The sequence below is a fragment of the Dysgonomonas sp. Marseille-Q5470 genome (assembly GCF_951230145.1).
Lineage (GTDB): Bacteria > Bacteroidota > Bacteroidia > Bacteroidales > Dysgonomonadaceae > Dysgonomonas.
In genome coordinates, this window is sequence record NZ_CATNVE010000004.1 from 184,735 (window position 1) to 196,741 (window position 12,007).

Below are 12,007 nucleotides of genomic sequence, written 5' to 3' on the forward strand. Positions count from 1 at the left end.
ATACACAAGAATATGAGAAAAGATTATTTGAAACTTATAATAGTATGCCTCGTGGCTACCTTTTTATATAGCCCTGAAATTGAGGCTCAAAATCCCGTTCCGGGAACAATGTATGATCTATCGCAAATAAAAAACGGAATGCGCAACCGACGCATCAGTAGTAATGATCCTACAGGAGGCGTATTAGATCACCTGTCGGATATAAAACCAGGCGAAAAGCGTATCGTTGCAGAGATTCCGGGTTCTGGAATAATAAATCATATATGGATTACGATTGCTCCCGAGCCTCATATATTGAACCGTAGCGATATTATTATCCGTATGTATTGGGATGGAAATAGTTATCCGTCTGTGGAGTCGCCTATCGGCCCTTTCTTCGGGCAGGGATGGAACGAGCGCTACAATTATTCGGCTCTGCCTATAACGGCAGGTCCGGCAAATGGAACTTCAATGGTGTCATACTTTTCCATGCCGTTTGCCAAAGGTGCGAAGATAGAAATAGAAAACCAATCGGAAGTAAATCTTGAAAAGTTTTATTTCTATGTCGATTACTACGAGACAAAGAAACTTCCTCCCGATCTGGGACGCTTTCATGCCTGGTACAATCAAGAGCTGACCGAAGCCGCTCCGGAGGGAGAGACAGAATGGGCGATAATAGGCAAGCAAGATAAAAACACATCGGGCGACCGGAATTATGTTTTTGCAGACATCAAGGGCAAAGGACATTTTGTAGGAATTAATTACTATGTACACTGTCCCTCCCCAATCTGGTACGGCGAAGGTGATGACTTTTGGTTTATAGATGGCGAAAAAGAAGCATCACTGTTAGGAACAGGAACCGAAGATTTATTTAATACATCATGGTGCCCCAAAGAACCTTACTCTCATCCATATTTCGGATATCCTCGCGTCAATAACGATGTGGGATGGCTGGGACGGACACATGTTTACCGTTTCTTCATCGAAGACCCTGTCTTTTTCGAAAAAAGCCTCAAAGCAAGTATAGAGCATGGGCATGCCAATAACCTGACACTCGATATGGCAACAGTGGCTTACTGGTATCAGACAGAAGCGAGTGTATTACCTCCTGCCCCTTCTAAGGAGACACGGAAATTAAAACCATTTATCAACGTACAAGATATGCACTACTGGCGTCACGAATGGAGAAAAAACAGAGGAGAAAATCCTAAGTTATGGGGAAATGAAAACCATAAGTAATATTATAAACCTGTATTCGAAAATAAAATAATGATATCATCAATTAGAGTAAAATTCTTATTGTTGCTAGCAGGATCATTGTTTGTTCTGATTTTGCCAGGAAAGAACAATGACATAATACCGGAAACACAACCTTGTAACAATAAAGACAATACAAAGAAAAGAGAGAACAAACCCTTGAACATAAAAAAGGTAGAATGCCTTGCCCGTGTGACAGGAACACCCATGAAGAATGAAAAATTTGCTTCACCTAACAATACTACCGACATGTATGATGTGGGTGGAACCGACCTCGGTATTGTATGGGAAATGGAACGAGGTAAATACGGAATATTTCTGGGCGACACTTTCGGTAAAGCCTTCGTCCCCGATCAGGACGATCCGGCAGCCTTTGGCGATAACTGGCGATGCAATGTTCTGGCTTTTTCTTCCGACAAAAATCTGGAGGACGGATTGACGATCGATGCAATGGTTGTTGATGAAAAAGGCAAAGCCCGGGAATTGATATACGGAGGAAAAGATAAGTCAGGAAATGGAAACTGGACATCTATCCCCACAGCTGCCATCCGTGCAAATGGTATCGACTATGTACATTATTTCAATATGAAAAACTGGACAGGATGGGTTACCAATTATTCGGGAATGTACCGCTCTACAGACAACGGTATGACTTGGGAAAAATGCCAAAGTGTAAATTTCACCTCCGATAGTAATTTCGGTCAGGCGGGCTATTTCAAAAAGGACGGTTACGTATATATGATCGGTACAGAGACCGGACGCGATAGCAATCCAAGATTAGCACGGTTCGCAGAAAAAGATATAGAAGACCAGTCGCTTTACGAATATTGGAACAGAGATCAGAAGAAATGGATAAGAGGCGATGAGACTATGGCCACTAATCTGTTTGAAGATACAGTAGGAGAATTATCATTTGCATACAACACAAAGTTTCAGCGCTGGATAATAACTTATTTCTGTGGCAAGCGTTACGAAATAACCATGCGTGCTGCCGCCGAGCTTACAGGCGAATGGAGTGAACCCAAAACGTTGGCTACAGGGAAAGATTATCCTCAGCTATATGGATCGTATATCCATCCGGCTGCACTGGACGGAGATAGTCTCTATTTTCTGATGTCTTTGTGGCGACCTTATAATGTATTCCTGATGAAAGCCGAACTTGCATTTTAACTGATAAGAACATAATAACGATAAAATTCATGAAAAAAAGATATATTATATTCCGGCTATTACCAGCTTTATTTTTTCTGTTTGCCTGCCAAAATAATAGCTTGGCTCAATCGGTGAGACCAGATAAAAATAAAGGCAATAATAGCGGAATCGTTATAAAAAAAGTAGAACGCATATCCCGTGTGACAGGAACTCCAATGGAAGGAGAAACTCTTTTTAGCCCCAACGATACGCCCCGCATGTTTGATGTGGGCGGAACAGATTTAGGGATAATATGGGAGATGGAAAAAGGAAAATACGGAATATTTTTCGGCGATACTTACGGTAGCGATTTCAAGCCCAACCCTCAAGCTCCGGGGCCTAATGGCGGTAATTGGAGATGTAATGTACTGGCTTTTTCGGACGATCAAAACCTCGAAGATGGCATGACCATAAACGGAATGGCTGTGAATGATACGGGTAAAGCTCGTGAGATAGTATACGGAGCAAAAGACATGTCGGGAGAAGGAGACTGGACATCGATCCCCACTGCTGCCATACGTGCCAATGGTGCCGACTATGTGCATTACTTCAATATGAAAAAGTGGCATGGGTGGATTACCAATTACTCGGGGATATATAAATCTACTGACAACGGACAAACATGGGCGAAATGCGAGAATATTTATTTCGGTTCGGACAGTAATTTTGGTCAGGCGGGTTATTTCAAGAAAGACGGCTATGTATATATGATCGGCACAGAAACCGGACGCAAAAGCAGTCCCCGCGTAGCACGTTTTCGAGAAGCGGATATAGAAGACCAAACCAAATATGAATACTGGAACAAAGATGCGAAAAAATGGATCGAAGGTGATGAAACAAAAGCCACGAATCTGTTTGATGATGCTGTAGGCGAACTATCCATAGTATTCCATAACAAGTATAAAAGATGGATAATGACTTACCTCTGCGAAGAGAGATATGAAATGAATTTGCGCGATGCAGATGAAATTACAGGCGAATGGAGTGAGCCTAAGTTATTAGCCACAGGAAAGGAATACTCCCTACTCTATGGACCATATATACATCCATTGTCTCTCGACGGTGATAATTTATATTTCCATATGTCTTTATGGTTTCCATACAGTGTGTTTATGATGAAAGCCGAACTGGCAAATGAGGAAAATCCCGATTGAGATGAATATAATAAATAACAAAATATATAAATATTATGAGCAGAAAGTATGTTATTGGGGTTGACTACGGTACAGATTCGTGCCGTGCTGTGATAATTGATACAGACGACGGAAAAGAAATAGCCTCAGCGGTACAATATTATCCCCGATGGAAACAAGGATTGTATTGTAATCCGCAAGCAAACCAGTATAGGCAGCATCCGCAGGACTATATTGATACGCTCGAAACTGCGATCAAAGAGTCGTTGGCAAAAGCAGGAGTAGATGTTTCAAAACAGATAATCGCCATATCGTTCGATATGACAGCCAGTACTCCCGCATTGGTAGACAAAGACGGAATACCGTTGGCTTTGCTGGAGGAATATAAAGAGAATCCGAATGCAATGTTCATCCTATGGAAAGATCATACGGCTATTTCGGAGTCGATAGAGATAAATCAATTGGCTAAAAAGTGGGATATAGATTTTACTGCCTACGAAGGAGGGATTTATTCGGCAGAATGGGTCTGGTCTAAAGTACTGCACGTGCTTCGGGTGGATGAAAGCATACGTTCACAAGCCTATTCGTGGATAGAGCATACCGACTGGATGCCTGCTCTGCTGACAGGAAACACAAAGCCCGAAAGTGTTATGAGAAGCCGTTGCACAGGAGGGCATAAAGCTATGTGGCATGAAAAATGGGGAGGGCTTCCTTCCGAAGAATTCCTTACCAGATTATCGCCTCTGCTGACAGGATTCCGGGCACATTTATACGAAAAAACATATACATCAGATACTTCTGCCGGAAAACTTACTTCCGAATGGGCAGCACGATTGGGGCTTACAACCGATGTAGAGGTAGGAATAGGTGCTATAGACTGCCACATGGGTGCTGTAGGAGCAGGGATCAAGCCCGGTTCCTTTGTCCGTGTGATGGGCACCTCCACCTGCGACATTATGACTGTACCTTACGACGAAATGAAAGATATGCTTATACCCGGTATTTGCGGGCAGGTAGACGGTTCGGTCATCCCCGGATTTGTAGGGCTGGAAGCCGGACAATCTGCCTTTGGCGACTTGTACGCATGGTTTCGCAAGGTGCTGGAATGGCCGTTACAGAACATATTACTTAAGAGCGAATTACTGGATAAAGACGCAAAAACAAAACTGATAGAAGAAGTCGGCGAAGCTATTATACCACAATTGTCGGATGAGGCTACAAAAATTCCTATCGAACAAAGTACAATCATCGCTACCGATTGGATGAATGGTAGACGCACTCCTGATGCTAATCAGTTATTAACAGGATCGATAACAGGTTTGACTCTAGGCAGTTCGGCACCACTCATTTTCCGGGCACTGGTAGAAGCAACGGCTTTTGGCTCCAAGTCTATTATCGACCGCTTCATAAAATCAGGAATAGAGATAAAAGAGGTAATTGGTATTGGAGGCATCTCGCAAAAATCACCTTTTGTAATGCAAACCCTTTCGGATGTAATCGGCCTGCCTATCAAGGTTGCTAAATCGCAACAAACCTGCGCTCTGGGTGCAGCTATGTTCGCGGCAGTGATTGCCGGAAGATATAGTAATATACAGGAAGCACAAGTGGGAATGGGACAAGGGTTTATCTGCGAATATATGCCCGAGATGGAGAAACATGAGAAGTACAAGGCATTGTATAATCAGTATCTGCGCATTGGTCAGTTTACAGAAGCATGTTTACCAAATGAGGATTTATAATAAGCTTTGAGAATTATTCCAATCTGGTTAACGGCATGTTCCAGATTGGAATTAATTTATCCACCACCTAAAGACAAACTAAGACCAAAGTGTAGACCTATATTTAAAGGTTTTTCTTTATAGATGGTTTCAATTTCACTCTTATTTTTAAAATAATAACTTACCCCAGGTTCTGCATATAATCCTATCTTTTTCGAAAGATTGTATTGTATCCCTATCGCAGTATTTAAAGATAATTGCAACTGATCAACTGATATATTATCTTTCTTAGTGGATTCAAGCTTGTTATCAACAATATAATCTGTGGTTAGCTTCCCCGATACATTCTTTTCAACTTGCCCACCTGCGGATAAATAGATGGATAACTTTCTATTTCTCCAAATATTATAATTGATTTTTAAAGGAATACCAATATAATGAAGGCTTTGTTCACTATTATAATAATAACGATCACTACCCGACCGAAGTTGAGATGATAATAAGGTATAAGTCAATCCGGTCGTGAAACTCCAGTTTTCGTCTAAATTGTAATTCACAGACACACCGACGGTTACCGGTTGCCTATGCTTAACATCAGTATAGACACTCTTATGTTTATTCTGAACAAGAATATCTCCATACGGATCCTCATTTGCGTCGGGATCCGCTTCACTGTTATCTATTGGCGGACTACATGGGGCTAACGTGCCATACCCATTATAGTTGTTTGTTGTACTAGCCGATAAGTTTGATGCATAAAGATTTGCACCCCATCTTGCAGGTGTATTTCTTTGTCTGTTTTCATAGAAATCAAATTCGGATGCAAGGTCTAAACTCTTGCTATCACTTGAGTATAAACGTTTATTTTTAGTTTTATCCGACTTTGGCTTAGATTCAAGGGTATCTTCTTTGAGTATTTCTTGGGCTATTTTAGCCTCTTCTTTTATTGTAAGATTAACTGTGTCTATAGAAGGAAATGTTTCTGTTTGTGTTGCTATTGCTGATATTGATCTCTTTGTGTTTGTCTTTTGTATAAACAACTGACTACCGGTTTTTACCATAGAGTTATCCCCCTCATCCGAAACACTTATAATTGCTTCAGGAGTATCCTGCTGCGAAGGTGTTTCTATTGCAAGTTGTATCTCTTCCGGCTCTTGATTTGATATATTATAACCAATCACCAATGCAATTATTGCTACGGCCGCCACCGCAGCAATGCATTTGCTCCATAACAAAATCTTCTTGGATTTTGATAACGGTTTTGCGAAATCCTCTTTTTGTATAATCTGTTCAAGATCCTCCCATAATCCTTCCGGGGATGGCTCTTCATGCATTTCCATCCGTTTACGTAGGTTTTCTGACCATTGATTATTCATGACTCCATCCTTTTGATTGATCTTCTATATCCACTTATCTGTTTTGCTAAAAGAGACTTCGCTCTATGCAATTGAGATGCGGAAGTATTTTCTGTAATATTCAATATTGAAGCTATTTCTTTATGAGTCTTTTTTTCAAAAACATAAAGGTTAAATACTGTTCTATATCCTATCGGAAGAGAGCGGATCATTTCTAATATGACTGATGTTGGAGTTTCATCAAAGTCGGCCTCTTCTTCCTCTTCTACTATATCGGGCAAATTCCATGCTGGGCTATTCACAATATTCAGTTTCTCACTTTTCTTAAGAAACTTCAGCGATTCATTGACTACAATACGGGTAGACCATGCTCTCAAAGACCCCGTCCCTTTGTATTCAAAACCAGTAATCGATTTAAATATTTTAATAAAACTTTCTTGTAAAACATCTTTAATATCATCCCGATTTGAGATATAACGAGAGCAGACTGTTGTAAAATATCCAGAATAATTGTTATAAAAATCTCTCATTGCAGAGATATCTCCATAGATAATCTTTTCAAGTAGCTCTTGTTCCTTATCTTTGTCTTCTATCATTTATGAACATGTGAACTCTTTCATCAATATTAAAGATTGTGCCTTAAGCCATAAGTTATACCTTTGATCAAAGGTATAACTTATAATTGTTTTTTTAGTAAAACCTTATTATTTTACAGTAACAGATATTGTTCCACTATTCTTTTTATCTTTATCAGTCACTGTAATAGTAGTTGTTCCAGCTTTCACTCCTTTAACTGTAACTTTATTATCCTTGACTGTTGCTGAAGCAATTGCTGCATCTTTAGCAGTAGCTAGGTAAGGGGCTACTCCTCCTTTTATTGTTACAACATCTTCTTTTCCAACAGCTACTTCAAGTGTTTTTTTATCAAAGTCCAATCCAACTTCTTTTACTGTCACAGATATAGTGCCTTTCTTTTTATCCTTATCAGTTACTGAAATGGATGTAGCACCTTTACTTACTCCGGTAATAGTAACAGTACTCTTATCAACACTTACGGTAGCAATCTTTTGATCTTTTGATGCAACGTTATAAGGAGCTGTACCACCACTAACTGTTACTGTAACTGTCTTGCCAATTTCGGCTTCCACTTTACTCGGATTCAATTTCAGAGCTTTTTTGTCGTCATCTTTGTCACATGATGTAAAACCGATAGTAGTTACGGTTACTAAAGTCAGAAAAAATAAACTAGAAAATTTTTGTAGATTTTTCATTTTTATAATTATATTAAGCGTTGTTTTATCAGGACTCACTACATCCTGTGAACTTTCATATATTAAATCCTCTCTTTTCTGAAACCTTGCATGACGAATCAAGAAGAATAAGCATATTTAACTTTTTTAACATTATAGACTTCTGCAATTCCTATTATACACCATTACTCCATAGCATACATTGCCTTATATAACTAACGAAATTCTTTGATAATCAGAGCCAAGAAAGATTTCAGGAAATGTCTATTTTTAAAATCTACCGGAGTGAATATTTGTTGTAGTAAAAAGCGGAGAAAAGAAAAACGGTGAGCTATAATATCTTACCTTTGTTCCATGAAAGTAGCAGACCAGAACAAAAGCATATTATCCAATCTCGGGATTGAAGACCTGAATGAGATGCAGATAGCAGCCCAAAAGGCGATATTTAGAGAACAAAATATTTTGTTATTATCTCCTACCGGTTCCGGCAAAACACTTGCGTTTCTCCTACCGGTTCTACAATTATTGGATGAGAATATAACAAAAGTACAATGTTTGATAGTTGTACCATCGAGAGAATTAGCTCTTCAAATAGAGCAGGTCTGGAAAAAGATGGGAACAAAGTTTAAAGTAAATGTTTGTTATGGCGGACATGCTATTGATACCGAACTAAAGAATTTAAGCAGCCCTCCGGCTTTGCTTATCGGAACACCCGGACGATTGACAGACCATCTGGATCGAAAATCTTTTGATACTGATTCTATCAAAACCTTAGTGCTGGACGAGTTTGACAAATCTCTGCAATTAGGTTTTCAGGACGAAATGAATACAATCATCAGCCAACTGCCCAATCTTCAAAAAAGAGTTCTGCTGTCAGCTACATCCGATGTGGAAATTCCGGACTTTGTAAAAATGGAATCTCCCGTAACGCTTGATTATATAGAAGAAGAGAAAAGCGAAAGCCTTTCGATCAAGCTTGTTTTATCTCCCGAAAAAGATAAAATAGAATCTCTGTTCCATCTTATCTGTTCACTCAATTCCGAACCTGCCCTTATTTTTTGTAATCACAGAGAAGTAACCGAACGTATCAGCGACTTATTGAATAAGAAAGGAATACAGACCGGATATTATCATGGTGGAATGGATCAGGATGATAGAGAGAGAGTTTTGGTTCAATTCAGAAATGGAAGCTTAAATTATCTCGTCACCACCGATTTGGCAGCCAGAGGATTGGATATTCCCGAAATGAATCACGTAATACATTATCATCTTCCTTCTAAGGAAAGTGAATTTGTGCATCGCAATGGACGTACAGCCCGTATGCATGCTTCGGGAACAGCATATATTATACAATTCAAGGAGGATAAAACTCCGGATTATATTTCTGACAATTTAGATGTGTTGCGAGTGGCAACAGGAAAGCCATTACCCAACCGCCCAGAATATCAGACAATTTATGTAAGCGGAGGTAAGAAAAACAAGTTGAATAAAAGTGATATTGTCGGCTTCTTTTTACAAAAGGGAAAACTGGATAAATCTGATTTGGGACTGATTGAAGTCAAAGATTTTATTTCTTTTGTTGCTGTTCGTTTTTCTGCCATAAAAACTCTTCTTAGCAATATCAGAGATGAAAAAATGAAGGGTAAGAAGTATAAGATAGAAGTGGCAAGAAATGTTATTAAAAGAGTCGATTGACAAATTGTCGATTAGGCTAAATTTGCAGGTATTTAATATTAGATTTATAGCCCAGTAATACTTTAAGCATGGACAGTGTCCAAGATATTGTGTAAATGAAAACTACAGGTTGGAAAACTTGTAGTTTTTTCATTTATGTATAATTTTATCAAAAGAGTTTATTATGGATATCCCAAAAGATTTTTTAAGTAAGGAGTTCCTGAGTCAATTTAAGACACAAGATGATGTAGAAGCTTTCATGAGTGACCTCCATGTGAAAGTTTATGAGCAGATGCTTCAATCAGAGATGGATTCTCATTTAGGTTATGAGAAAGGCTCAAAAGAAGGTATTAATACGGGTAATTCTCGTAATGGCAGTTATGCGAAGAAGATTCAGGGCAAACATGGAGAAGCTGTAATAGAAGTACCTCGTGATCGTGAAGGGGAGTTTGAACCAGTTGTTGTTCCGAAACATCAAAGTAGAGGCTTATCTATAGAGCGTTTGGTTATCTCATTATATGCCAAGGGTATGAGCGTATCAGATATTGAAAGTGAAATGCATGAGATTTATGGAGTTAACCTATCCACATCAGCAATCTCGCATATTACCAATAAAGTAACAGGGCAGGCCATTGAGTGGCAGAACCGTCCCTTGGATAATCTGTATCTGATCGTTTGGATGGATGGTATTGTCTTCAAAGTCAGAGACAATGGCAAGGTTATCAATAAGACTGTTTATCTTTGCGTAGGACTCAACAAAAACGGTTTTAAGGAGGTCTTGGGTATGTGGGTTGGCAAGACAGAATCGTCTTCTTTTTGGATGGGCGTATTAACTGATTTAAAAGCTCGTGGAGTAGAAGATATACTTGTGACAGTGACCGATAATCTGAATGGATTTACAGATACCATCAAGGCTGTTTTCCCTGAGTCAACCACTCAGATATGCGTCGTACATCAGATCCGCAACTCCTGTCGTTATGTGGTATGGAAAGAGAAGAAAGAGTTTACTTCCGATTTGAAGCTCATTTACAACGCTCCAACAAAAGAATCCGCCAGTCGGGAACTTGGTGTATTTGAACAAAAATGGGGTTCTAAATATCCCTATGCCATCCGCTCATGGAGAAACAATTGGGACGAATTGACTTCCTTCTTTGATTTTCCACTTGAAATCAGGAAGATAATCTATACCACGAACCTAATTGAAAACCTGAATGGTAAAATAAGAAAATACACTAAAAACAAACTTTCATTCCCAACGGATGATGCCTTGAAAAAGTCGGTATATCTGTCTATTGCTGAGATTGAGAAAAAGTGGACAATGCCAATCCATAATTGGGGGCTGATACTCAATCAATTTTTGGTTATCTTTGGAGAAAGAGTGAACCTGTAAAAAGAGAAATTCTTTCAAACTCCCCCGTCTTTTTAGGGGGGAGAATTTGAAAGAATTTATATGATAAATCTTCAACCTTGTAGTTGACGCTTACACAAAGCTATGGACAGTCCCATTTTATCCTTTTATCACATTTTCCATCATCCACTCATACATTTCAACATTCGATTTGCGAGCTGTAGGATGAAAACTATTTATTAATACTATGTTATTTTCTTTATTATAATATACCCAACTATTCTTCTGAATGAATGTAAGTTCTTTATAGATTATATCTGTAGCAACATTAAATACTACTTGCCCCCCACAAACAATAATATTGGGAGATAAAATATCCAATTCTTGACGTAAATAATGTGCATACCGCTTACCAAAATCATATACAATACTATCGTCAGCAGTAGCACCACCCGATTTCTTCTTCACGTTCACATAAGCATAGGAGTATTCAGATAATGCTTTCATCTGATTCTTCGCATCAAAAGCTTCTTCAATAGCAGGATAGCTAGTGTCTGTATAATTGGTCAACCCATATAGCCAAGCCGATAATCGATTATAAAATAACCCATTGGGAGAATACCCATTGATAGAACCTGTCCATTCTCGAACATCTTGTCCATCGTTGTCGTTGTTTTCTTTGAGCAGAAACAATATTTTTCTTTTAGAGTTCTGCCACAATAAACTTTCTTTTCCATTACGGTAAATCAGTCCATCTTCACAAAATCCATGATCACCATTCTGCATCATTCCATCTTTCCAGTATTGAAAAAGAGCATTTAGTTTTGTATTTATCATATCTATTATTTTAGTTACAAATAAGTTCCAAACTAAAGAAAAAGCGTGGCACTGTATGCCTATTTTGTTTAGAGGTATCGCCAAACACCTTGTAGCAAATAAACAACAGCCCACGCCTGATATGCTGTACAAAAGGTACAATCATCAAACAGGAACATCATGTTTATCCTTGCTACATTAGTCAATTGGCGATTTTCTAAACAAAGGACGAAACTTTACGCTTCTTCAAATATACATTAGCAAAACCTATCGTTTCCGATGGCAA

10 protein-coding genes are annotated in these 12,007 nt (G+C 38.9%); 6 read left to right on the plus strand and 4 right to left on the minus strand.

Going from position 1 to position 12,007, the window contains the following annotated elements; genetic code table 11:
* The first annotated feature begins 12 nt into the window (after window positions 1–12).
* From QOX35_RS09295 to QOX35_RS09310, 4 genes are read left to right on the plus strand one after another with little or no spacing between them, the layout of a single operon-like run.
* Window positions 13–1,218 (plus strand): glycoside hydrolase family 172 protein, encoded by a 1,206-nt coding sequence (locus QOX35_RS09295; RefSeq protein ID WP_252639281.1) that lies wholly within the window; start codon window positions 13–15, stop codon window positions 1,216–1,218.
* Between the two features lie 30 nt (window positions 1,219–1,248).
* The gene (locus QOX35_RS09300; protein WP_283686681.1) at window positions 1,249–2,406 is read left to right on the plus strand and encodes a glycoside hydrolase family 183 protein; all 1,158 of its coding nucleotides are present in this window, start codon (window positions 1,249–1,251) and stop codon (window positions 2,404–2,406) included.
* A 29-nt stretch (window positions 2,407–2,435) separates the two neighbouring features.
* Window positions 2,436–3,581: a glycoside hydrolase family 183 protein gene (locus tag QOX35_RS09305; protein ID WP_252639284.1), complete on the plus strand. Its 1,146-nt coding sequence runs from the start codon at window positions 2,436–2,438 to the stop codon at window positions 3,579–3,581.
* A 35-nt stretch (window positions 3,582–3,616) separates the two neighbouring features.
* Window positions 3,617–5,299 (plus strand): ribulokinase, encoded by a 1,683-nt coding sequence (locus QOX35_RS09310; protein WP_283686682.1) that lies wholly within the window; start codon window positions 3,617–3,619, stop codon window positions 5,297–5,299.
* A 56-nt stretch (window positions 5,300–5,355) separates the two neighbouring features.
* Here QOX35_RS09310 and QOX35_RS09315 read toward each other — a convergent pair whose 3' ends face one another.
* From QOX35_RS09315 to QOX35_RS09325, 3 genes are all read right to left on the minus strand, one after another.
* The gene (locus tag QOX35_RS09315; protein WP_252639286.1) at window positions 5,356–6,654 is read right to left on the minus strand and encodes a porin family protein; all 1,299 of its coding nucleotides are present in this window, start codon (window positions 6,652–6,654) and stop codon (window positions 5,356–5,358) included.
* On the minus strand, window positions 6,651–7,229 hold the full coding sequence (locus tag QOX35_RS09320; protein WP_252639287.1) for an RNA polymerase sigma factor: 579 nt from the start codon (window positions 7,227–7,229) through the stop codon (window positions 6,651–6,653). The genes QOX35_RS09315 and QOX35_RS09320 overlap by 4 nt, the downstream gene beginning before the upstream one ends.
* A gap of 108 nt (window positions 7,230–7,337) precedes the next feature.
* Entirely contained in the window at window positions 7,338–7,904 is a 567-nt protein-coding gene (locus QOX35_RS09325; RefSeq protein WP_252639288.1) for a pilus assembly protein N-terminal domain-containing protein, read from the minus strand.
* 333 nt (window positions 7,905–8,237) lie between these two features.
* Between QOX35_RS09325 and QOX35_RS09330 the strand changes: the two genes are divergently transcribed.
* Window positions 8,238–9,578 (plus strand): DEAD/DEAH box helicase, encoded by a 1,341-nt coding sequence (locus QOX35_RS09330; protein WP_252639289.1) that lies wholly within the window; start codon window positions 8,238–8,240, stop codon window positions 9,576–9,578.
* Window positions 9,579–9,741: 163 nt separating this feature from the next.
* A complete protein-coding gene (locus QOX35_RS09335) occupies window positions 9,742–10,947 on the plus strand; it encodes an IS256 family transposase (RefSeq protein WP_252639290.1) in 1,206 nt (401 codons plus the stop codon).
* A 117-nt stretch (window positions 10,948–11,064) separates the two neighbouring features.
* Here the strand turns inward: QOX35_RS09335 and QOX35_RS09340 are convergent, their stop codons facing one another.
* Complete coding sequence (locus tag QOX35_RS09340) at window positions 11,065–11,742, minus strand: hypothetical protein (protein ID WP_252639291.1); 678 nt, start codon at window positions 11,740–11,742, stop codon at window positions 11,065–11,067.
* Between the last annotated feature and the right edge of the window lie 265 nt (window positions 11,743–12,007).

What these genes read in the sequence shown, in the direction of transcription:
- QOX35_RS09295 (WP_252639281.1), top strand. Translation starts at nt 13, where the DNA reads ATGAGAAAAGATTATTTGAAACTTATAATAGTATGCCTCGTGGCTACC.
- QOX35_RS09300 (WP_283686681.1), top strand. Translation starts at nt 1,249, where the DNA reads ATGATATCATCAATTAGAGTAAAATTCTTATTGTTGCTAGCAGGATCA.
- QOX35_RS09305 (WP_252639284.1), top strand. Translation starts at nt 2,436, where the DNA reads ATGAAAAAAAGATATATTATATTCCGGCTATTACCAGCTTTATTTTTT.
- QOX35_RS09310 (WP_283686682.1), top strand. Translation starts at nt 3,617, where the DNA reads ATGAGCAGAAAGTATGTTATTGGGGTTGACTACGGTACAGATTCGTGC.
- QOX35_RS09315 (WP_252639286.1), bottom strand. Translation starts at nt 6,654, where the DNA reads ATGAATAATCAATGGTCAGAAAACCTACGTAAACGGATGGAAATGCAT.
- QOX35_RS09320 (WP_252639287.1), bottom strand. Translation starts at nt 7,229, where the DNA reads ATGATAGAAGACAAAGATAAGGAACAAGAGCTACTTGAAAAGATTATC.
- QOX35_RS09325 (WP_252639288.1), bottom strand. Translation starts at nt 7,904, where the DNA reads ATGAAAAATCTACAAAAATTTTCTAGTTTATTTTTTCTGACTTTAGTA.
- QOX35_RS09330 (WP_252639289.1), top strand. Translation starts at nt 8,238, where the DNA reads ATGAAAGTAGCAGACCAGAACAAAAGCATATTATCCAATCTCGGGATT.
- QOX35_RS09335 (WP_252639290.1), top strand. Translation starts at nt 9,742, where the DNA reads ATGGATATCCCAAAAGATTTTTTAAGTAAGGAGTTCCTGAGTCAATTT.
- QOX35_RS09340 (WP_252639291.1), bottom strand. Translation starts at nt 11,742, where the DNA reads ATGATAAATACAAAACTAAATGCTCTTTTTCAATACTGGAAAGATGGA.